Genomic DNA, 23,015 nt, shown 5'->3' on the forward strand with positions numbered 1-23,015 from the left:
GTCAGCAGCACACCGTGGACGGCAGTCGGGCGAGTCAGCAAATTGTTTCCAGGAATGAATGTCTGGATTTACCACACAATAGTCACCTTCAACCCTCCTGTGATTGTCCTCACTTCGCGATGCAACTTGACCGGATGTCAGTGCAGCTCGCTAGCATCCGGCGGTTCGGATACAGGACATGACCCTCCGAATGCGGGGGCCGAAATGTGGGGGTAAATAGGTGCTATTCAGACGACCATCAAGTTTTGAGAGGGAAAGGGGCGGAACGGGCAAGCTGAGGAGCCGGCTCGCGGCCGTCACGACGGCCGCGGTCCTCGGTTCGCTCCTGGCCCCCGTGCCGTTCGCGGTAGCGGCGGACGGGCCGGACTACTCGCGCAAGTGGTCCCCGCCGAACACGGCCCTGCCGAAGACGGCCTCCGTCTCCGGTCAGAACGTCACACCGGTCCCGGCCCGGAAGCCGGAGCACCCGGTACCGCCGACGTGGACTCCGCCGAAGGGGCTGCAGGCGCTTCCGAGTGGCCACGCCTCGGTGACGCTCGGAACCGCGCCTGAGGCGAAGGCACTCGGAGCGGGTGAGAGTCCGCAGGCCGGTGCCGAGGCGAAGGCCTCGGGACTTCCGGTCACGGTCGCGCCGCTGGCGGGCTCGTCGGCTGCGGGCCAGACGATCCAGGTCGACGTCGCGGACGCCAAGTCCACCGCGGCCGCCGGCATTCCGGGTGTGGCGCTGACCCTCACGCGTCCTGGTGCGGGCGATGACGCGCCAGTACGCCTGGGTGTCGATGCCTCGAGCCTGGACACGGCGTTCGGCGCGGACTGGGCCGCTCGGGCCCACCTGGTGGTCCTGCCGGCCTGCGCGACGACGACGCCGAAGTCCCCGGACTGCCAGAAGCAGACACCCCTCGACTCGCACTACGACCCGGCGACGAAGAAGCTCGTCGCCGACGTCCCGCTGACCGGGACGGGAATCGCCAAGTCCGCAACCATCAAGGCCTCGGCCCCCGTGGCCGACGGCGCGGTCCGGGCCGTGTACGCCGGCGACACCACGACGTCGACCACGGTCGCCGTGGTGTCGGGCTCCTCCAGCGGCGCGGGCACCTACGCGGCGACCCCGCTCGCGCCCTCGCAGGCCTGGACCGGCGGCGCGGCGTCGGGCGCGTTCACGTACGGCTATCCGATCCAGGCGCCGCCGGCGCTGGCGGGCTCGGGTCCGAAGGTGGCGCTGTCGTACGACTCGTCGTCGGTGGACGGCAAGACCTCGTCGACGAACTCGCAGGCTTCCTGGATCGGTGACGGCTGGGACTACAGCCCGGGCTTCGTCGAGCGGTCCTTCAAGCCCTGTTCGCTGGACGGGATCGCAGGCTCCGGCGACCAGTGCTGGGGCGGCGCCAACATGGCCCTGTCGCTGGGCGGCCACTCCGGCCAGCTGGTGCCGGACGACGCGTCCTGCCAGTCCGGCGCGCCCGCCGCGATGGAGCAGGCCGCCTGCACCTGGCGGCTCAAGAACGACGACGGCACGAAGATCCAGTTCCTGACCGGCGCGACCAACGGCACCTGGAACGGTTCCTACATCAAGGTCACCGACACCGGTGGCACGGTGTACTACTTCGGCCTGAACCACGTCCCGGACGCGAACGGCAACCCGACCACGCTCGGCGCGGACAGCGGCTCGGCGTGGACCGTCCCGGTCTTCTCCCCCAACAGCGGGGACCCGTGCTACGACCCGGCCAAGGGCCAGGGCTCGTGGTGCCAGACCGCGTGGCGCTGGAACCTCGATTTCACGGTCGACCCGCACGGCAACCTGGTCACCAACACCTACACCCCCGAGACGAACTACTACTCACTCGGCGGCGGTCAGGGGAACGGGACCAGCACCGTCTACACCCGTAGTGGCGTGCCCTCTTCGATCGGCTACGGCCAGCTGCTGTCGGACCAGCTGAACAACGGCGGCACGTACAACCCCGCCGCGAAGATCGTCTTCAATACCGCCGAGCGGTGCGATCCCTCCAGCGGGGTCTGCGACCCGTCACAACGCACCGCGGCCAACGCGCCGAACTGGCCGGACGTCCCGCTCGACCAGCAGTGCGACGCCACCAGCGGGTGCACCAACTACGGGCCGACGTTCTGGACCACCAAGTGGCTGTCGTCGATCGTCACCCAGGTCCGGGTCAACGGCACCTACCAGACGGTCGACTCGTACGCGCTGAACCACACGTTCGTCAACGCGCAGAACCCGACCGAGAATACGAAGGTTCCGTGGCTGGCCTCGGTCCAGCGCACCGGTCAGGACACCCAGGCCTCCGGGACGCCGGTCCCGCTGCAGCCGGTGTCCTTCACTCCGATGTTGCTGCCCAACCGGGTGGACGGCACGAACCTGGTGCCCGCACCGCCGGCCTACAACCGGCCGCGCATCCAGATGATCACCACGGAGACCGGCGGGACCATCGGCGTCAACTACGCTCCCGCCGACTGCTCTCGGGTGAACAACGTCATGCCGGCCTCCGCCGACAGTGACACGCTTTCCTGCTACAACGTGAAGTGGAACCCGCCGGGTTCGGCTGCCGGGGCGACCCCCGTGGACGACTGGTTCCAGAAGTACCCGGTCGCCACCGTCACTACGAACCCTGGCACCCCGGGCTCGACGCCGATGGTGACCAGCTACAGCTACGGCAAGGCGGCCTGGCACCGCAACGACTCGGCCACGACCCGCGACAACGCTCGCACCTGGGACCAGTTCCGCGGCTACGCGAGCGTCACCGCCATCACCGGGAGCGGCAACGACGGCCCCAAGTCCCAGAGTTCCACCACCTACTACCAGGGCATGGACGGTGACGTCCTCGCAAGCGGAACCACACGCAGTGTCTCGGTCGCGGGCCCGATGAGCGGTCAGGTCACCGACTCCGACTGGCTCTCCGGCGAGACCCTGGAGTCCGACACCTACGCGCAGGCCGGCGGCAGCGTCGTCGGCTACTCGGTCAGCACCTCCAGTGGTCCTGTGCCCACGGCGACGCACAGCCAGGGCAGCAGCATGCCTGCGCTCACGGCCCGCTACAACTTCACCGGCGCGGTCACCACCTCCCGGTCGTTGAAGTCCGACGGCACGTGGGGGACGGTCGCCAAGACCGTCACGAGCGATCCGGCGCACGGGAACCGGCTCCTGACCTCGCTGGAGACCGCCGACGGCCTGCCGGACATCTGCGCCCGCACCAACTACGCGGCCGGCTCCGACCCGCAGGTCCAGGTGCTCCCGTCCGAGGTGATCGCGGTCTCGGGCAGCAACGCCTGCACCGCTACACCGACGGCTGCCAACACCGTCTCCTGGGCCAGGACGGCCTACGACGGTCAGGGCGTCGGCCAGCTGGGCACGGCGCACGACGCGACGACGACGTTCGCGCTCGACCACTACGACGCCTCGGGCAACGCCCAGTTCACTTCGGTGAACCAGGCCTATGACGGCTACGGCCGACTGGTCAGCGTGACCGACCCCGACGCCACCGACAGCGCGCACCCGGGTGGCGCCACCACGACAACCGCGTACACCGCGTCGACCGCCGGTGAGCTGCCGGGCACCGTCAGCGTCACCACCCCGGCCCCGGCCGGCGCCAGTGACACCGCCACCGGTCGCACCACCACGACCACGCTGGATACGGCCCGCGCCCTCACCATAAAGACCACCGACCCGAACGGCCGCGCGGCTACCAAGGCCTACGACGCCCTCGGACGGGTCACCAGCGTCTGGGCCCCCGGGCGCGCGACCACGGCCAGCGCCAGCGCCACAGTCGCGTATTCGACGCCGGGCATGGTCAACGGCAACGCCGTACCGCCGACCGTGACCAGCTCCACGCTGCTGGCGAACGGGAAGTCGTACGCCGTCGGCATCCAGATCATGGACGGCATGGGCAGGGTGGTTCAGACCCAGTCGACCCCGGCTCATTCGGCCTACACCGGCCGGTTGATCACCGACACCGTGTACGACTCGCAGGGCCGTGTCACCAGGTCCAACAGCCCCTGGTACAACAACGACTCGGCGCCTTCCACCACGCTGTTCCAGACCACGACGCAGAAGGTCCCGGCCCAGACGTACAACGTCTACGACGGGCTCGGCCGCCCGGTGACGCAACAGTTCGTCGCCTACGGCGTGACCCAGAACACCACCACTACGGCGTACCCCGGTGCGGACCGGACCGATACCACTCCGCCGGCAGGCACGACGCCCACGTCCGTCGTCACCGACGTACACGGACACACCGCCCAGCTGTGGCAGTACAAGACGGCGACCGCCACCGGAAACCCGGCCGACGCGGACGTCACCTCGTACTCCTACACGGCGGCCGGCCAGCTCGCCTCGCACAAGGACGCGGCCGGAAACACCTGGACCCGCGGGTACGACCTGCGCGGCCGTGAGGTCACCGCCACCGACCCGGACACCGGGACCAGCACCAAGACCTACGACACCGATGGCCGGCTCGCCTCCACCGCGGACGCACGCGGCCAGACCGTCGCCTACACGTACGACCTGCTCGGCCGCCCGACCGGCTCCTACGCCGGTTCGGTCGCACCGGCCAACCAGCTGACCGGCTCCACCTACGACACGGTCCTCCCGGGCCTGCCCGCCACGTCGACCCGCTACGTGGGTGGCGCCTCCGGCAGCGCCTACACCAGTTCGGTCCTGTCCTACGACACCGCCTACCACCCGACCAAGACCACCATCACGATCCCCGGCACCGAGATCGGCCAGGGCACCACCCCGTTCACCTACACCTACCAGGCGAGATTCGACCCGATCACCGGCGCCGTCGCCGCCGACAACCGCTCGGCTGTCGGCGACATCGCCCAGGAGACGATCAACTACACCTACGAGACCAACGGTCTGCTGAGCAGCTTCGGTGCCTTCGGCGGCGCGACCTATGACGTGTCCTCGGACTGGGACGCCTACGGGCGCAGCACCCGCGCCACGGTGAATCCGTGGGGCACCCAGATCGTCGTGACCAACACCTACGACGAGTCCACCGGCCGCCCGCTGTCGCAGTTCGTCGACAAGCAGACCGCCGCCACCGGCGCTGTCCAGCAGGTCACGTACGCCTACAACGCCGCCGGGCGGATGACGGCGGTCCGCAACATCCCGAACAACATCCCGTCGTCCACCGACCTCCAGTGCTTCAACTACGACTACCTCGGCCGGCTCACCAACTCCTGGACCGACACCGGCACGCTCACCCAGGCTCCGCAGCCGACGGTGGGAGGCATCGGCTCCTGCGCCAACTCAACGCCGACCAGCGGCGTCCAGGCCCCGCTGAAGACCACCGTCGGGGGGCCTGCCGCGTACTGGCAGAGCTACGGCTACGACCTCACCGGCAACCGCACCCAGCTCGTCCAGCACGACCCGTCCGGTGACACCACCAAGGACACCACCACCAACCAGACCTTCCCGGCCACCGGCACCGTCAACACCCCCACCACCGCGCCCAACACCGGTGGCGGAACCGGCGGACCGCACGCCCTGACCACCACCAACACCACCTCGCCGAACGGCACCAGCGCCTCCAGCGCCCAGTACGACGCGGCGGGCAACACCACCGCCGTCACGGACACCTCCGGCACCGCCACCCTGACGTGGAACGGCGAGGACAGGCTCGCCTCCTACGCCAAGACCGGCACGCCGGGACCGACGACCTACCTCTACGACGCTGCCGGTAACCAGCTCATCCGCCGCGACCCTGGCAAGACCACCATCAACCTGGGCGGCGACGAACTCGTCTACAACGGCAGCACCGTCACCGGCGTCCGCTACTACCAGATCCCCGGAGGCGTGACCCTGGTCCGTCAGGGAGGCACCAGCACCTACCAGATCGCCGATCCGCACGGCACCGGCAACCTGGCCCTGGACGGCACCACCCTCGCCGAATCCCGCCGCCCGTCCGACCCGTTCGGCAACCCCCGCGGAACCCAGCCCACCACCTGGGCCGGCGACCACGGCTTCGTCGGCGGCACCAAGGACGACGCGACGGGTCTGACCAACCTCGGCGCTCGCGAGTACCAGCCAACCACCGGCCGCTTCCTCAACCCGGATCCCCTGCTAGACACAGGCGACCCGCAGCAGTGGAACGCGTACGCCTACAGCAACAACGACCCGCAGAACCTCAGCGACCCCAGCGGCCTCAAGGCCGAGGAATGCGGCCAGCTGTACGACTGCCACGGCGGCACCATCACCCTCAACAACACCGCCGATACCAGCAACTACGTCCAGGGCGACGTCCAGCGCCGGTACTACGAAACCTTCAAGGACGACACGCAAAACGTCACCAACCAGTGGGTCAAGGCCCAGATCACCAAGCACCCCGGTGTATCGAAGCCCATGGCGGTCATCCACGACGAGAGCGAGTTCTACAAGGGCTTCAAGCACGCCGTCAAGGGTGCCGTCGAGAGCGTGACCCAGTCATACAAGGACGCCAAGGGTTGCGTGACCGGGGACGGGAAGGCTTGCAAGTCGTTCGCTGTCGACGTTTTCAATTCAGTCCCGGTTGTGGCGGCAATCAAGAACGACATGGGACTGCTCGACACCGCCAGGCAGATGGTCGACCAGGTCAAAAACGGCCAGGGCGAGTACACGGCCGGAGAAATCACTGGCTTGGTCCTGATAGCCGTGGTGGCGCACAAGGTCGGCGAGAATTTCGAAGGAGCAAGCGGCCCGTGCAAGAACAGCTTCCCGGCCGATACACCAGTCCTGATGGCCGATGGAACCACTAAGGCCATCGGCGACATCAAGCCCGACGATACGGTCACGGCCACCGACCCTCAGACCGGCAAGACCTCGCCCGAACCCGTCACTGCCAAAATCGTCACCCCTGACGACACTCATTTCACCGAACTGACCCTCTCCACCTCCAGCGGGAAGGCCTCGCCGCAGGCAAACGCGACTCTGGTCTCCACTGCCCACCACCCGTACTGGGACGAAACTGCCAAGACCTGGGCCGACGCCCAGGACCTGCAGGTCGGCCACCAACTCGAAACCCCGGACCATGGTCTGGTCGTCCTGCTCGCAACCCGCACCTACATCACAGCACCCCAGGCCGCCCACAACCTGACCGTCGCGAACCTCCACACATACTATGTGCTGGCAGGCTCGACGCCGGTCCTTGTGCATAACTGTGGCGACAACCTTCCAGAAGGTGTCACGGTCGAGCACGCCGACAACTCAATAACCATCGCCCATTCTGACAGCGGCTCGATGACCATTGCGCTGCTAGACGATCAGGGAAAGTTGACACTGGGAATGGATAGACTCCCGGGCTCGCCGCTTTCTGGTAAGCAAATGTTTGGCATGGTGATGGATCATTTTGGCGATCGAGTTCAGAGCATCGAGGGAAACTGGTCATACGGAGACAACTTGAAGGCGTTCAATTCGCTGGTGGCCGGCGGGACGCCCTTGAAGTCGGCGGCGAGATCCACGTGGACCGGGCAGCGGGCCGCCGAATATGGCTTCACTAGCGCGAGAATAACGCGCGCAATACCAAGCCTGGATGGCGACTATGCGGCGGTTTCGGCACAATTCTGGAGGCCATAGAACATGACACAGAACGACTGGATTTCGGAGTTGCGGAACCTATCTGAACTTGGGATGGATATTGTTCAGATTGCCGAGTACATGCGCGAGAACCACGGGGAGTTCCAGGAGCGATCACTTGCCATTTTGAATGAATATCGCATTGCATTCAATCTGTCGATTCGGCAAATGCAAGACATTGGCGGCTGGTACGAGGGCGGGATTTCGTCCGACATCCTGCGCCGCGAGGTGCAGCTCGGCTAATTAAGGAATTCCCGGGCGCCATGAATCGGCCAAACATTCTGCGCGAGTTTGATATGCCAGTCGAAGTCGCCCTTTGATGAAGGGTGCCTTTTGGGGCCTCGATGGACTACTGGTCGATCGAAGCCCCTAAAGGTATTTGGACTGTTATGCCAGTTCGACCTAAAGGCTGATTCAAGGCTCCGGCGAGTACGTAAACGTGCTGGGTGGCGATATGACGGGCGCCCGGCAGCTGCTGACTTAACAGTCCAGACTTAAGGGCCGATGGCTCTCGAGGCTGGGGCGCCACCGAGACGGTCACCCACAACCTCTCCGCCACTGACCTCCACACGTACTATGTGCTGGCGGGCACTGCGCCGATACTTGTGCACAACTGCGGCGGCTCGGTCAAGGGTCACTCGGAGACCTGTTCATGTGACCCGCGGCATAGACTATCGCCAGAGGCCCGATCCCCTAATGGAGCTACGGGTGGCTTATGATCCGCGCAGATGATGCCGGGTGGCGCGCAATGTAATGGAGAGGCCTCGGTTGGTATTTCAACGAGACCTCTCCATTTGCAAACTTTTAAATATGGATCACAGGCCAATTCGACCCACGGTCTAACGCGGCGCTCGGATGGCGTTGATGTCCCGACCGGGCCGGGCACTTCCCGAGGGCACGTCACGGTAATCGAGGATGATCACAAATTCACCGCCCTGGCCCACAGGCAACATGGCTGCGGTGCGCCGGGGATTGAAGCCGGAGGGCATGGGGTGTACATGATCTCTTGTGATCTCTGGGGTTTCCTGGAGGGCCCTGGGAGGAAAATTGACTAACTCAATTGCGCATCGCTGATGGAGCGAGGGCGGATCTAATTGAGTTAACGGCGATGGCTCGATCGGAAGGAATTCAGATCGAGAGTTCGATGCAAGCCATGCTGGGCGCGGACCGCGCTCTCGCCCCGAGTTCCCGCCTCAGTGCACGGAGCCCGGCGTGAATGCCGGGGCCGGGGGGCGCGGGATCGGGATGCCGGTCTGGACCGGGCCGCAGACCATGACCTGGGCGGCCCCGCGCGGGTAGCAGTCGCCCGAGCCGGGCTGCGGGGTCGTCGAGCAGACGGTGCAGGGCACGGGCGGGATGGTGTGGGGGTCCTGGGCGGCCGGGGGCTTCGGGTCCTGGGGCTTCGGCTTCGGTGCGGGGGTGTCGACGGTCCTGGGGTGCGCTGCCGGGGTGCTCGTCGGCTTCTTCGCGGCGGGGGCCGGAGCGTCGCTCGTGGGTTCCGCCGTGGGGGTCGCCGTCTCCGTGGCGGACGGCTGCGGCGACGGCGGCGCCTCGGTCGGACTCGGCGTCGGCGTGGCTGCCACCGTGGCCGTCACAGTCGGGACGGCAGTCGGGACAGCGGTCGGGCTCGCACTCGCGGTCGCCACGGCCGTCGGCGTCACGCCGTCCGCACCGGACAGCGCCCACACCGAGCCGCCGACGAGCAGCAGCGCCACGGCCGCGGCAGCCGGAATCACCAACCGGGGCCGCCGGTACCACTTCTGCCCCGCGCCCTCGTCCACCTCGGCCAACGCCCGCTCCCCCGCCCTGCGCCGCGCCCTTCGCGCAGCGAACCGAGCAGATCGTAGCGGCGGGCCAGGACCGTCATCGACGCCCCCGGTCTCCCCCGGCGAGGGGATGGCTCCGGCCGTCCAGGAGGATGTGACACCGCTGTGCGTCGGCAAGCCTGGACGCATGGCCGGCAGGAACTGCCGCCACCGCAACACCCGATCCGCCAGCCAGGAGCACTGACATGAGATTCGACGACCACCGAGTGGTCATCACCGCTGCCGGCCGGGATTTCGGGCGCACCTTGGCCGTTCGTCTCGCGGACCTCGGCGCCGAGGTGTTCCTGTCCGCGCGCACTCTCGCCGCCGCCGAGCGGGTCCGCGACGAGATTCGTGACCGAGGGCACCAGCGCGTCCACGCCTTCGCCTGCGACCTGACGGACCCCGCCTCGATCCGCGGCTTCGCTGCCGGAGTCGGCCGGCACACCGACCACGTCGACGTGCTGATCAACAACGGCTCCCGCTACCTCGAAGGCCCGGACCTCCTGTCCGCCTCCGATGGCGAGGTCGTCGACACGATCGCCTCGGGCGCCACCGGCACCGTCCTGACCGTGAAGAGCTTCCTCCCCCTCCTGCTCAACTCGGACAAGCCGGATGTGGTGACCATGGTCTCCGCCTGCGGCACTGCGGGGCATCACCGGTCGGACGCGCACGACGCCTTCTACGCGGCCAAGAGCGCCCAGGCAGGGTTCGTCGACATCCTCTCCAAGCGCCTGCGGCCCCAGGGGGTTCGGGTGATCTCCCTCTACCCTCCCGACTTCGCCAACCCCGACCCCCTCGCCGAGGAGTGGGAGACCACACCGCGCGGGGCCGAGGACGCCCTCACCGCGCAGTCCCTCGTGCAATGCGTCCTCTTCGCGGTCGGCCAGCCCCGCGACTGCTTCATCAAGGCGTTCCACTTCGAACAGGTCTGAAGCGGGATCTCCTCCGAGCCCAAAACCGGTGGGCCCGGGCGCTGCACGCGCCCGGGCCCACCGAAATAGCGTCAGTGCGCGGCCGCCTCCCAGTTGGCGCCGATGCCGACGGAGACGTCGAGCGGGGCGCGCAGCGGGTAGGCGCCGGCCATCTGCTCGCGGACGATCGCCTCGACCGGCTCGCGCTCGCCCGGGGCCAGCTCCAGCACGATTTCGTCGTGGACCTGGAGCAGCATCCGGGAGGTGAGGCCGGCCTCGCGCAGGGCGTCGTCGACGCGCAGCATGGCGATCTTGACGATGTCGGCGGCCGAGCCCTGGATCGGGGCGTTGAGGGCCATCCGCTCGGCCATCTCGCGGCGCTGGCGGTTGTCGCTGTTGAGGTCGGGCAGGTAGCGGCGGCGGCCGAGGAGGGTCTCGGTGTAGCCGGTGGCCCGGGCCTCGTCGACGACGCGGCGCAGGTAGTCGCGCACGCCGCCGAAGCGCTCGAAGTAGGTGTCCATCAGGCCCTGCGCCTCGGCCGGCTTGATGCCGAGCTGCTGCGAGAGCCCGTAGGCGGAGAGGCCGTAGGCGAGGCCGTAGGACATCGCCTTGATCTTGCGGCGCATCTCGGCGTCCACCGAGCCGCCCGGGACCTCGAAGACCTGGGAGGCGACGGTGGTGTGGAGGTCCTCGCCGGAGGCGAAGGCCTCGATCAGGGCCTCGTCCTCCGACAGGTGGGCCATGATGCGCAGTTCGATCTGGGAGTAGTCGGCCGTGAGCAGCGACTCGTAGCCCTCGCCGACGATGAAGGCGCGGCGGATGGCGCGCCCCTCCTCCGTGCGGACGGGGATGTTCTGCAGGTTGGGGTCCTGCGAGGAGAGCCGGCCGGTGGCGGCCACCATCTGGTTGAAGGTGGTGTGGATGCGGCCCTTGGGCGAGACGGTCTTGAGCAGGCCCTCGACGGTGGTGCGCAGCTTGGCCTGGTCGCGGTGGCGCAGCAGGATGACCGGCAGTTCGTTGTCGGTCTGGGTGGCGAGCCAGGTGAGGGCGTCGGCGTCGGTGGTGTAGCCGGTCTTGATCTTCTTGGTCTTGGGGAGGGCGAGCTCGCCGAAGAGGATCTCCTGGAGCTGCTTGGGCGAGCCGAGGTTGAACTCGTGCCCGGCGGCGGCGTGCGCCTCTTCGACGCAGCGCTGGATCTCGGCGGCGAACTGCGTCTCCAGCGTGGTGAGCCAGTCGCGGTCGGCGGCGATGCCGTAGCGCTCCATGCGGGCGAGCAGGGCGGCGATGGGCAGTTCCATGTCGTGCATGAGCTCGACGGCGCCGACCTCGGCGAGGCGGGTGTCGAAGAGGGCGGCGAGGTCGAGGACGGCGCGGGCCTGGAGCATGAGGGCCTGGGCGCCCGCCGCCGGGTCCTCCTCGGGGGCGTCGAAGGCGAGCTGGCCGCTCTCGGCCGCCGGGGCGGCGGGGGTGAGCGAGCGGGCCAGGTACTCCTCGGCGAGGACCTCCAGGGTGAAGGTGCGGCGGCCGGGCTTCTCCAGGTAGGCGGCGAGGGCGGTGTCGGCGACGACGCCCTCGATCGTCCAGCCGCGCTCGGCGAAGGCGCGCATGACCTGCTTGGCGATGTGCAGGGCCTTGGGGGCGGCCGCGTCGGCGAGCCAGGCGGCGAAGGCCCGCTCGTCCTCCTCGGCGAGCAGGGCCGGGTCGAACCAGGCGGCCGTCTCCCCCACGGCGAGGGCGACTTCGGTGACCTCGCCGGTGCCGAGCGCCCACTGGTAGACGGCGGCCAGCGCGACCGGTGTCTTGCCGTCGGCGGCGTGCTCGCGCAGCCAGGCGGCCAGCGTGCCCGGGTCGGTGAGCAGTTCGCCGTCGACCTCGACGCCGGGGGCGAGTTCGGCTTCGGCGGCCTCCGGCCCGCCGGCCGGGTCGATGCCGAAGACGCGGTCGCGGAAGTTGGCGTTGCGGAACTCCAGCGACTCCATCAGGGTGCCGACGGCGGCCTTGTCGAAGGAGGCGCGGGCCAGGTCGGGCACGCCGAGCGGGAGTTCGACGTCGCGGACGAGCTCGGTGAGGACGCGGTTGCGCTTGACGGAGTCGAGGTGCTCGCGCAGCTTCTCGCCGATCTTGCCCTTCACCTCGTCGGCGCGGGAGACGAGTTCGTCGAAGGAGCCGAACTGGTTGACCCACTTGGCGGCGGTCTTCTCGCCGACGCCGGGGATGCCGGGCAGATTGTCCGACGGGTCGCCGCGCAGGGCGGCGAGGTCGGGGTACTGGCGCGGGGTGACGCCGTACTTCTCGGCGACCTTCTCCGGGGTGTAGCGGGTGAGTTCGGAGACGCCCTTGGTCGGGTAGAGGACGGTGACGTGCTCGGTGACCAGCTGGAGGGAGTCCCGGTCGCCGGTGACGATGTCGACGTCGAAGCCGGCCGCCTCGGCGGCGGTGGCCAGGGTGGCGATGATGTCGTCGGCCTCGAAGCCCTCGGCGGTCAGCCGCGGGACGTTCATCGCGTCGAGCAGTTCGCCGATCAGGCCGATCTGGCTGCGGAACTCGTCGGGCGTCTTGGCGCGGTTGGCCTTGTAGTCGGGGAACTCGACGGAGCGGAACGTCTGGCGGGAGAGGTCGAAGGCGACCGCGAGGTGGGTGGGCTGTTCGTCACGGACGGTGTTGGCGAGCATCGAGGCGAAGCCGTAGACCGCGTTGGTGGGCTGGCCGGTGGAGGTGTTGAAGTTCTCCACGGGCAGGGCGTAGAAGGCCCGGTAGGCCATCGAGTGCCCGTCGAGCAGCATCAGCCGGGGCCGCCGGCCGGCCCCGCCGCCACCCGTCGCGCCCTTGTCCGTACTCTGCGTAGCCACGTCAACGTCCGTTCCTGCCGATTCCACTACCGGCCCCCGATCCTATGGCCCGGCACCGACAAAACGGGGCGCGCCGGACGGGAGTGCGACGTGCCCGGGCGAGGCGGCGGGCCGTGGCTACCGTCGAGTAGGACGGTCGTACGATCACAGTCGGCACGACCGGCACGACGAGCACCACCACGACGGCCGGCCCGGCCCGGCCCGCACAGCCGGCACCACCGGCATCGCCCGCACCACCACCACCAGCACCACCAGCACCAGCACCAGCAGCAGCAGCAGCAGCAGCACGACGTGACCCCCCGAGCGGCAGGAGTTCCCCCATGACCGACGCGGCCCCCGACGCCACCCCCGTCCTGAAGGTCCCGCAGGAGGTGCTGGACCACTTCGCCAAGCTCGGCGTCAGCCCGGAGACGTTCTCCGGCGGCCACCTCGGCGAGAAGCTCGGCATCCGGATCGTCGAGGCCTCGGGCGACCGGGTGGTCGGCACGATGCCGGTCGAGGGGAACCAGCAGCCGTACGGGCTGCTGCACGGCGGCGCGTCGGCGGCGCTGGCGGAGACGCTCGGCTCGATCGGCGCGATGCTGCACGCGGGCCCGGGCCGGTACGCGGTCGGCGTGGACCTCAACGCCACCCACCACCGCTCGGCGACGTCCGGGCTGGTCACCGGCGTCGCGACGGCCGTCTTCAAGGGGCGCACCGCCGCCACGTACGAGATCGCGATCACCGACGACACCGGGCGCCGGGTCACCAGCTGCCGGCTGACCTGCATGCTGCGCGACCTCTGACGGCCCGCAGGGCGCCGTTGACGGCGTCCCGCCAGGGCAGATGCCCCGTCAGATCTCTTGTCCGCCCCCTTGTTTGACCTTCTGCCATCGTGGGCAGGCGTTGGTCCAGGCAAGGGGGCGGTGGCATATCCGGACACGCGTCAGGATATCCCTCATCTGTAACGCTGCGTAACAGCCAGGAAATCCGAGCATTCGGCCACTCCGAAGCCCGAAGGGCAGCCGGAGCGCCTTGACATGCCATCGTTTGTCCGCAATCCGGACGAGTACGCCCGGAACCTGCACACCGGACGGCGCTGTTCGATTATCGGTGCAGCCAGCAGCAACCCCCATTTCTGGCCCTTACATCGCTCTACCAGCAAGTAAACGCCCGCCGCCGCCGGGTCGGTCGAATCAGAACGACCACATGCTGAGACAAATACTACGTGTGCTCATAACAAGAGAATCACAGCCTCGCTACACCACTGCCCCAGCCGCCTCACGGCGCCTAGAGTCACGGCCAGTCACCGCGCCACCCTGATTGGGCCAGGCCACCGCGCATCCCGGCTCCCGCCACTACGGCGCGGCGCCTTCCTGTACCGAAGGGGACCCCCGTGCGTCATCGTTCCGCAGTTGTCGTGAGCATCTCCGTGATCGCCGCCCTCAGCCTCAGTGCGTGCGGCTCCCGCGGCGACAAGAAGTCCGCCGACGGCGGCGGCAGCGGCTCCGGCACCACCGTCACCATCGGCGTCGACGCCCCGCTCACCGGCGACCTCTCCGCCATCGGCATCGGCATCAAGAACTCGGTCGACCTCGCGGTCAAGAAGGCCAACGAGACGAACGAGGTCCCCGGGGTCAAGTTCGCGATCAAGCCCCTCGACGACACCGCCAAGCCCGCCCCCGGCCAGCAGAACGCCACCCAGCTGGTCGCCGACAACACCGTCCTCGGCGTCGTCGGCCCCCTCAACTCCAGCGTCGCGCAGTCGATGCAGCAGATCTTCAACGACGCCAACCTCGTCGAGATCTCCCCCGCCAACACCGGCGTCGCCCTCTCCCAGGGCGAGAAGTGGGCCACCGGCGAGAAGAAGCGCCCCTTCAAGAGCTACTTCCGCACCGCCACCACCGACGCCGTCCAGGGCCCCTTCGCCGCCCAGTTCCTCTACACCGACTCGAAGAAGACCAAGGTCTTCATCATCGACGACCAGAAGACCTACGGCGCCGGCCTCGCCGCCACCTTCAAGGGCGAGTTCACCAAGCTCGGCGGCACCGTCGCCGGCGAGGAGCACGTCAACCCCGACGACCGCGACTTCTCCGCCATCGTCACCAAGGTCAAGAGCTCCGGCGCCGAAGCCGTCTACTACGGCGGCGAGTACCCCGCCGCCGGCCCGCTCTCCCTCCAGCTCAAGGAGGCCGGCCTCAACATCCCGCTCATGGGCGGCGACGGCATGCAGAGCGCCGACTACATCAAGCTCAACCCCAAGAGCGCCGGCGACTTCGCCACCGCCGTCGGCGGCGACGTCGAGAAGCTCCCCACCGCCACCAAGTTCATCTCGGACTACAAGGCCGCCGGCTACAAGGACCCGTTCGAGACCTACGGCGGTTACTCCTACGACAGCGCCTGGGCCATCATCGAGGCCGTCAAGAACGTCGTGAGCGCCAACAACGGCAAGCTCCCCTCGAACGCCCGCGCCGCCGTCGTCGACGCCGTCCAGAAGATCTCCTTCGACGGCGTCACCGGCAAGGTCTCCTTCGACGAGTTCGGCGACACCACCAACAAGCAGCTCACCGTCTACACCGTCAAGGACGGCAAGTGGGACGTGGCGAAGTCCGGCACCTTCAACGGCTGAGCCGGCGGCCCGGCGACCGAACCGCCGAGCCACCGGCCCGACGACCGAACCGCTGAGCCACCGGCCCGACGGCCGAGGCACCTTCCTCACCAGCACCACCCGCGCGGGGGCGCCACGAGTGCCCCCGCGCGCGCCCACATCCACCCACCCCACGCGGACACCCGAACGCACAACGGAGGCCCAGCGGTGCACGACCTACCGCAGCAGCTGGCCAACGGCCTGATCCTCGGAGCCCTCTACGGGCTCGTCGCGATCGGCTACACGATGGTCTACGGCATCGTCCAGCTCATCAACTTCGCCCACGGCGAGATCGTCATGGTCGGCGGCTTCGGCGCCCTGACCGCCTACCTCGCCCTCCCCGGCGGCACCACCATGTGGCTGGCCCTACCGCTGATGCTGATCGCCGGCATCCTGGTCTCCACCCTCACCGCCGTCGCCGCCGAACGCTTCGCCTACCGGCCCCTGCGGAGCGCCCCCCGCCTCGCGCCCCTCATCACCGCCATCGGGCTGTCCATCCTCCTCCAGCAGCTCGTCTTCTCCTTCTACCCCGACGCCAAGAAGGCCCGCGTCTTCCCCAAGATCCCCGGCGACCCCCTGAGCCTCGGCTCCGTCACCATCCAGCCCAGCGACCTCTTCCTCATCGCCGCGGCCCCGCTCTGCATGCTCGCCCTCGGCTGGTTCGTCACCCGCACCCGCTCCGGCCGCGCCATGCAGGCCACCAGCCAGGACCCCGACACCGCCAAGCTCATGGGCATCGACACCGACCGCATCATCGTCATGGCCTTCGCCATCGGCGCCGCGTTCGCCGCCGTCGCCGCCGTCGCCTACGGACTGCGCAGCGGCCAGGTCGACTTCCGCATGGGCTTCATCCTCGGCCTCAAGGCCTTCACCGCCGCCGTCCTCGGCGGCATCGGCAACATCTACGGCGCCATGCTCGGCGGCGTCGCCCTCGGCCTCGCCGAAAGCCTCGCCACCGGTTACATCCAGCACCTGCCCGGCATGAGCCTCTTCGGAGGCGGCGCCTGGAAGGACGTCTGGGCCTTCGTACTCCTCATCCTCGTGCTCCTCGTCCGGCCCCAAGGCCTGCTCGGCGAGCGCGTCGCGGACAGGGCGTGACCACCATGACCACCAGAACCGAAACCAGCCCGGTCATCCCCCTCCCGGCCCGCGCCGCCGCAGCCCTCACCGGCCTCGGCGCCCTCGCCACCGCCGCCTCCGCCGCCATGTCCTGGACCTGGACCTCCGACTTCCCCGGCGACCTCACCTACTACGGCTCCCCCGCCGGCCTCCAGTGGCTCGCCCTCGTCGCCGGACTCCTCACCCTCGTCCTCCTCCTCGCCACCCACGGCACCCCCGGCCTGCGCTGGGCCGCCCCCGGCCGCAACCACAACGCCGTCCTGTACGCCGCCACCGGCGCCCTCGCCGTCGCCGTCTTCTCCGTCACCGCCATCTCCGTCGACCTCGGCGGCCTCGCCAACCTCGAACCCGGCGGCTGGGTCCTCGCCGCCGGCGGCATCCTCAGCCTCGCCGGCGCCCTCGGCCTCCCCCTCGACCGCCGCACCGCCGTCCCGCTGAAGATCCTCGACCGGCGGCTCTTCCTCCTCGTCCCCGCCGCGCCCCTCGCCTGGATCGGCGCCCACGCCATCCCCGGCGACAAGCCCGTCGCCCCCGTCATGACCGCCCTCGCCGGCGCCGTCGCCATCGCCACCGGCGCCGTCCTCCTCGTCCAGCTCGGCCACTTCGCCAACACCTGGCTGCGCCTCGGGAAGATCGACCGACCGCTGCCCGCGCCGCGCCAACTCCCCTCCTGGGTCGAGGTCTTGATCATCGTCTTGGCCTTCGGCACCGGCCTGTTCGTGATCACCTTCGGCGTCGACACCGACTACGGCGAGCTCTTCACCGGCTACCTGCTCCTCACCGTCTTCGTCGCCTCCGCCCTCACCCGGTCCGGACTCGTCGCCCGGCTGCGCGCGCTGACCGTCAAGCACCGCCCGGTCACCACCGGCGCCGCCTTCGCCGCCGCCGCCAGCTTCCCGTTCACCCAGAGCAGCGACCAGTACACCTCCGTCGCCACCAACATCCTGATCTTCGCGACGGTGGCGCTCGGCCTCAACATCGTCGTCGGCCTCGCCGGCCTGCTCGACCTCGGCTACGTCGCCTTCCTCGGTGTCGGCGCCTACGCCGCCGCGCTCGTCTCCGGCTCCCCCGCCTCGCCCATCCACGTCCAGTTCCCGTTCTGGGCCGCGATGCTCACCGGCGCCGCCGTCTCCATGATCTTCGGCGTCCTCATCGGCGCCCCGACCCTGCGGCTGCGCGGCGACTACCTCGCCATCGTCACGCTCGGCTTCGGCGAGATCTTCCGCATCACCATGCAGAACCTCAACGGCACCACCGGCCCCAAGATCACCAACGGTGCCAACGGCATCCCGCGGATCCCCGACCTGGAGATCTTCGGCTTCAACCTCGGCGAGTCCCACAGCGTCGGCGCCTTCGAACTCGGCCGGTTCTCCAACTACTACCTGCTGATGCTGCTCGTCACGGCCCTCGTCGTGCTCGTCTTCGCGCGCGTCGGCAACTCCCGCATCGGGCGCGCGTGGGTCGCCATCCGCGAGGACGAGACCGCCGCCGAGGCCATGGGCATCAACGGCTTCCGCCTCAAGCTCCTCGCCTTCGCCCTCGGCGCCTGCCTCGCCGGCCTCGCCGGCACCGTCCAGGCCCACGTCAGCTACACCGTGACGCCCGACCAGTACACCTTCGCCGAGGCCCTCCCGCCCAACTCCGCCTTCCTCCTCGCCGCCGTCATCCTCGGCGGCATGGGCACCATCAGCGGACCCCTCGCCGGCGCCACCCTCCTCTTCCTCATCCCGAAGAAGCTCGAATTCCTCTCCGACTACCAGCTCCTCGCCTTCGGCGCCGCCCTCATCGTCCTCATGCGCGTCCGCCCCGAAGGCCTCATCCCCAACCGGCGGCAGCAGCTCGAGTTCCACGAGGCCGCCATCCCGGCCCAGCCCACGGGCGAGCCGACCGCACTCACCAAGGCAGGGGCGTGACCGACCCGATGACCACCACCGATACGCCCCCCGCCGACGCACCGAAGTCCACTGAGCCGATCCTCGACGTCACCGGCGTCACCATGCGCTTCGGCGGCCTCACCGCCGTCAACGACGTCTCCCTCACCGTCGGCGAGGGCGAGATCATCGGCCTCATCGGCCCCAACGGCGCCGGCAAGACCACCTTCTTCAACTGCCTCACCGGCCTCTACGTCCCCACCGAGGGCCAGGTCCGCTACCGGGGCACCGTCCTGCCGCCCAAACCCCACCTCGTCACCCAGGCCGGCATCGCCCGCACCTTCCAGAACATCCGGCTCTTCGCCAACATGACCGTCCTGGAGAACGTCCTCGTCGGCCGCCACACCCGCACCAAGGAAGGCCTCTTCTCCGCCATCCTCCGCGGCCCCGGGTACAAGCGCGCCGAAGCCGAGAGCCGCGAACGGGCCATGGAACTCCTCGCGTTCACCGGACTCGCCGAGAAGGCCGACCACCTCGCGCGGAACCTCCCCTACGGCGAGCAGCGCAAGCTGGAGATCGCCCGCGCCCTCGCCTCCGACCCCGGCCTCCTCCTGCTCGACGAACCCACCGCCGGCATGAACCCCCAGGAGACCCGCGCCGCCGAGGAACTCGTCTTCGCCATCCGCGACAAGGGCATCTCCATCCTCGTCATCGAGCACGACATGCGGTTCATCTTCAACCTCTGCGACCGCACCGCCGTGCTCGTCCAGGGCCAGAAGATCGTCGAGGGCGACCGCGAAACCGTCCAGAACGACGAGCGCGTCATCACCGCCTACCTCGGCGCCCCGCTGGAGGACAGCACCACCGCAACACCGGAGGACACCAAGTGACCGCGCTCCTGGAGGTCGAGGACCTCCGCGTCTCCTACGGCAAGATCGAAGCCGTCAAGGGCATCAGCTTCACCGTCAACCAGGGCGAGGTCACCACCCTCATCGGCACCAACGGCGCCGGCAAGACCACCACCCTGCGCACCCTCTCCGGCCTGCTCAGACCCACCGCCGGCCGGATCACCTTCGAGGGCCGGGACCTCGCGACCGTCCCCGCCCACAAGATCGTCGCCCTCGGCCTCGCCCACTCCCCCGAGGGCCGGCACATCTTCCCGCGCATGACGATCGAGGAGAACCTCCTCCTCGGCGCCTTCCTGCGCAGCGACACCGCCGGCATCACCGCGGACGTGGAACGGGCCTACACCCTGTTCCCGATCCTCGGCGAGCGCCGCAAGCAGGCCGCCGGCACCCTGTCCGGCGGCGAACAGCAGATGCTCGCGATGGGCCGGGCGCTGATGTCCCAGCCCAAGCTGCTGATGCTCGACGAGCCGTCGATGGGCCTGTCGCCGCTGATGATGCAGAAGATCATGGCGACGATCGTCGAACTCAAGTCGAGCGGCACGACGATCCTCCTCGTCGAACAGAACGCCCAGGCGGCGCTCTCGCTGTCCGACCGCGGCTACGTCATGGAGACCGGCCGCATCGTCCTCAGCGGCACCGGCGCCGACCTCCTGCACGACGAGTCCGTGCGCAAGGCGTACCTCGGCGAGGACTGATCCCCGCACACGGCGAAGGGCCCGGCAGAAACGATCTGCCGGGCCCTTCGCCAAGCCGCCCTACTCGGCGGGCTTGCCCTCGTCCGCCTTCTTGCGGTCCTGGGCCTCGCCCTCCTCGATGACCGCCTCGGCGACGGCGGCCATCGTCATGCGGCGGTCCATCGACGTCTTCTGGATCCACCGGAAGGCAGCCGGCTCGTTCAGCCCGAACTTCGTCTGCAGCACGCTCTTCGCCCGGTCCACCAGCTTCCGGGTCTCCAGGCGCTGCGAGAGGTCCGCGATCTCCTGCTCCAGCGTGCGCATCTCCGCGTACCGCGAAACGGCCATCTCGATCGCCGGCACCAGGTCCGCCTTGGAGAACGGCTTCACGATGTACGCCATCGCCCCGGCATCCCGCGCCCGGTCCACCAGCTCCCGCTGCGAGAACGCGGTCAGCATCAGTACCGGAGCCAGGTGCTTCTCATGGATCTGCTCCGCTGCGGAGAGCCCGTCCAGGACCGGCATCTTCACGTCGAAGATCGCCAGATCCGGCTTCAGCTCCTCCACCAGCCGCACCGCCGTGGCCCCGTCCCCGGCCTCGCCGACGACGGTGTAACCCTCCTCTTCGAGCATCTCCTTGAGATCAAGACGGATCAACGCCTCGTCCTCGGCGATCACAATCCGAGTGATCTGGGGCATATCGGTCTCAAGCGGCTGTGCCTGCTCGTCGGCGGCGCTCACGTGGCTCCTCGTTCCGGCGGGGTACTGCATGCACGAGGGTACCTAGACACGGTATGTTTGAGTTCAACAGGGTCGGGGGGCAACCTTCGAATCTGTGGATGCCCCGGTAGTCCAGCGGAAGAGACACGGCACTCAAAACGCCGCCAGCGTGGGTTCGAATCCCACCCGGGGTACTTTTCCTTCGATTCTAAAGCCACTTAGGGCTACCTAATGGTTGGCGATCTTCATTCGTTCGAGTGGAAACAATCCCGTTCGCCCGCGCGTTCGACGCAAGGGTCGCAGGATCGCCCGCATGGCAGTTCGATCCCTCCGCGAAGAAGCCGTCCTGCTGCTACGTCAGGGCGCCCGCAACTGCGATGTCTCCCGCCGACTCGGAGTTCCAACCGGCACCGTCTCATGGTGGAAGCTGCAGGATCGCGCCGAACACGGGGACTTCCCGGCCCCTGAGCGCGCCACGTGCTTCCGCTGCTACTCCGACGAGCTCAACCGCCAGGCCTACGCCTACCTTCTCGGTGCCTACCTGGGCGACGGCCACATCACACACTCGAACATGTCCAGGACACAGAGCTTGTTCGTCACGTGTGACGACAAGTGGCCAGGGGTCATGGATGCTATCGAGCAAGCCATGCGCAGAGTGTTCCCGAAGAACAACACCTACCGACTGCAACGCCCGGGCTGCCACAACGTCAAGCTCTACTCCATGCACATGACCTGCTACTTCCCTCAGCACGGTCCTGGCAAGAAGCACGAGCGCACCATAGCCCTGGAGCCTTGGCAGCAGGAGATCGTCGACGAACACCCCTGGGAGTTCCTGCGCGGCCTCATCCACTCCGACGGCTGCCGCATCACCAACTGGGCGACCCGGACAAAGAACGGCGTCGTCCGCCGCTACGAGTACCCGCGGTACTTCTTCACCAACACCTCGACCGACATCATCAGGCTCTTCACCGCCACACTCGACGCCGTCGGCGTCGAGTGGAAGGCCTCGATCCCCCGCCCCACGGGCCAGGTCAACATCTCCATCGCCCGCAAGGACTCCGTCGCCCTCATGGACGCCCACATCGGCCCCAAGCACTGACGACGCCATGTACGACCTGGCCACTCGGCAACACGCCCTCGCCCTCCACGCCTCCGGCCTGACCTTCAGCCAAGTAAGCCGAACCACTGGCATATCCCGATCGGCGATCCGCGAGTGGGCCTCCGGTGCAGCACCCAGCCCCCGCATGACCGCAGAGTGTCCGCTCCTCGACGGCCGACTCGACCCCTCGCGGCCTCACTCCAGCTATGCCTACCTGCTCGGCCTCTACCTCGGCGACGGCTGCATCAGCGAGGGCCGCCGCAAGGTCTACGCCCTCCAAATCGCCTGCTGCGACACCTGGCCCGGTCTCATCGACGAATGCGAGCGCGCCGTCTCCGCCGTCATGCCGCACAACAAGGTCCTGCGCGTCCACGCGCCCGGCTGCACCAGCGTCGTCAGCACCAGCAAGCACTGGCCCTGCCTCTTTCCCCAGCACGGGCCCGGCCCCAAGCACCTGCGCCGGATCACCCTCGCCCCCTGGCAGCAGGAGATCGTCGACGAGCACCCCTGGGAGTTCCTGCGCGGCCTCATCCACTCCGACGGCTGCCGCATCACCAACTGGACCACCCGAACCGTGAGCGGCGTCCAGAAGCGCTACGAGTACCCGCGGTACTTCTTCACCAACACCTCCGCCGACATCGTCGGCCTCTTCACCGCGACACTCGACGCCGTCGGCGTCCGCTGGAAGTCCGTCACCCGCCCCACCGGGGCCGTCAACGTCTCCGTCGCCCGCAAGGACTCCGTCGCCCTCATGGACGCCCACATCGGCCCCAAGTACTGACGGCGGGGGGGGCGCGGCCCCCCCGCGGGGCCCCCCCCCGGTGGGGGGCGACGGACACGGGGGGCCCCCCGGGGGGGGCGGCGCGGGT

The 23,015-nt window shown here is 68.6% G+C and carries 15 protein-coding genes and 1 tRNA gene; 12 read left to right on the forward strand and 4 right to left on the reverse strand.

The genetic code is table 11. The features are described from left to right. Positions 1-334: 334 nt before the first annotated feature. Positions 335-7,561, forward strand: coding sequence for an RHS repeat-associated core domain-containing protein (locus ACFVU9_RS08340; RefSeq protein ID WP_387591223.1), 7,227 nt, complete (start codon positions 335-337; stop codon positions 7,559-7,561). 3 nt (positions 7,562-7,564) lie between these two features. Next, on the forward strand, positions 7,565-7,804 hold the full coding sequence (locus ACFVU9_RS08345) for a hypothetical protein (protein WP_380501111.1): 240 nt from the start codon (positions 7,565-7,567) through the stop codon (positions 7,802-7,804). A gap of 950 nt (positions 7,805-8,754) precedes the next feature. Here the strand turns inward: ACFVU9_RS08345 and ACFVU9_RS08350 are convergent. Then, positions 8,755-9,351, reverse strand: a complete 597-nt coding sequence (locus tag ACFVU9_RS08350) for a hypothetical protein (protein ID WP_387591226.1) — start codon at positions 9,349-9,351, stop codon at positions 8,755-8,757. 221 nt (positions 9,352-9,572) lie between these two features. Here ACFVU9_RS08350 and ACFVU9_RS08355 point away from each other — a divergent pair, with 221 nt between their 5' ends. After that, a complete protein-coding gene (locus ACFVU9_RS08355) occupies positions 9,573-10,301 on the forward strand; it encodes an SDR family oxidoreductase (RefSeq protein ID WP_387591229.1) in 729 nt (242 codons plus the stop codon). Between the two features lie 71 nt (positions 10,302-10,372). Here ACFVU9_RS08355 and polA read toward each other — a convergent pair whose 3' ends face one another. Both polA and ACFVU9_RS08365 read right to left on the reverse strand, forming a co-directional pair. Next, positions 10,373-13,063, reverse strand: a complete 2,691-nt coding sequence (gene polA, locus ACFVU9_RS08360) for a DNA polymerase I (RefSeq protein ID WP_380440600.1) — start codon at positions 13,061-13,063, stop codon at positions 10,373-10,375. Between the two features lie 210 nt (positions 13,064-13,273). Then, complete coding sequence (locus ACFVU9_RS08365; RefSeq protein ID WP_387591232.1) at positions 13,274-13,417, reverse strand: hypothetical protein; 144 nt, start codon at positions 13,415-13,417, stop codon at positions 13,274-13,276. A 32-nt stretch (positions 13,418-13,449) separates the two neighbouring features. On the opposite strand from ACFVU9_RS08365, the gene ACFVU9_RS08370 reads away from it, so the two are divergent. From ACFVU9_RS08370 to ACFVU9_RS08395, 6 genes are all read left to right on the forward strand, one after another. After that, on the forward strand, positions 13,450-13,914 hold the full coding sequence (locus ACFVU9_RS08370) for a hotdog fold thioesterase (protein ID WP_329928273.1): 465 nt from the start codon (positions 13,450-13,452) through the stop codon (positions 13,912-13,914). A 590-nt stretch (positions 13,915-14,504) separates the two neighbouring features. Then, a complete protein-coding gene (locus ACFVU9_RS08375; RefSeq protein ID WP_380501105.1) occupies positions 14,505-15,737 on the forward strand; it encodes a branched-chain amino acid ABC transporter substrate-binding protein in 1,233 nt (410 codons plus the stop codon). 186 nt (positions 15,738-15,923) lie between these two features. Continuing rightward, the gene (locus ACFVU9_RS08380) at positions 15,924-16,853 is read left to right on the forward strand and encodes a branched-chain amino acid ABC transporter permease (protein ID WP_359963001.1); all 930 of its coding nucleotides are present in this window, start codon (positions 15,924-15,926) and stop codon (positions 16,851-16,853) included. 5 nt (positions 16,854-16,858) lie between these two features. Beyond that, positions 16,859-18,787, forward strand: a complete 1,929-nt coding sequence (locus tag ACFVU9_RS08385) for a branched-chain amino acid ABC transporter permease (RefSeq protein ID WP_387591237.1) — start codon at positions 16,859-16,861, stop codon at positions 18,785-18,787. A gap of 8 nt (positions 18,788-18,795) precedes the next feature. Beyond that, positions 18,796-19,635 (forward strand): ABC transporter ATP-binding protein, encoded by an 840-nt coding sequence (locus tag ACFVU9_RS08390; protein WP_380440602.1) that lies wholly within the window; start codon positions 18,796-18,798, stop codon positions 19,633-19,635. Then, positions 19,632-20,348 carry an ABC transporter ATP-binding protein gene (locus ACFVU9_RS08395; RefSeq protein ID WP_380440483.1) on the forward strand — a complete coding sequence of 239 codons (717 nt, stop codon included), beginning with the start codon at positions 19,632-19,634 and terminating at the stop codon, positions 20,346-20,348. The genes ACFVU9_RS08390 and ACFVU9_RS08395 overlap by 4 nt, the downstream gene beginning before the upstream one ends. Before the next feature lie 60 nt (positions 20,349-20,408). On the opposite strand, the gene ACFVU9_RS08400 is transcribed toward ACFVU9_RS08395, so the two are convergent. Next, positions 20,409-21,026 (reverse strand): ANTAR domain-containing response regulator, encoded by a 618-nt coding sequence (locus ACFVU9_RS08400; RefSeq protein ID WP_380440485.1) that lies wholly within the window; start codon positions 21,024-21,026, stop codon positions 20,409-20,411. A 142-nt stretch (positions 21,027-21,168) separates the two neighbouring features. On the opposite strand from ACFVU9_RS08400, the gene ACFVU9_RS08405 reads away from it, so the two are divergent. From ACFVU9_RS08405 to ACFVU9_RS08415, 3 genes are all read left to right on the forward strand, one after another. After that, positions 21,169-21,241 (forward strand) — tRNA-Leu (locus ACFVU9_RS08405). 119 nt (positions 21,242-21,360) lie between these two features. Next, positions 21,361-22,146 (forward strand): helix-turn-helix domain-containing protein, encoded by a 786-nt coding sequence (locus ACFVU9_RS08410; RefSeq protein WP_380501101.1) that lies wholly within the window; start codon positions 21,361-21,363, stop codon positions 22,144-22,146. Between the two features lie 145 nt (positions 22,147-22,291). After that, positions 22,292-22,927, forward strand: coding sequence for a hypothetical protein (locus tag ACFVU9_RS08415; RefSeq protein ID WP_387591240.1), 636 nt, complete (start codon positions 22,292-22,294; stop codon positions 22,925-22,927). Positions 22,928-23,015 lie beyond the last annotated feature (88 nt).

Source organism: Kitasatospora sp. NPDC057936 (assembly GCF_042887525.1).
In the GTDB taxonomy this organism is placed as follows: domain Bacteria; phylum Actinomycetota; class Actinomycetes; order Streptomycetales; family Streptomycetaceae; genus Kitasatospora.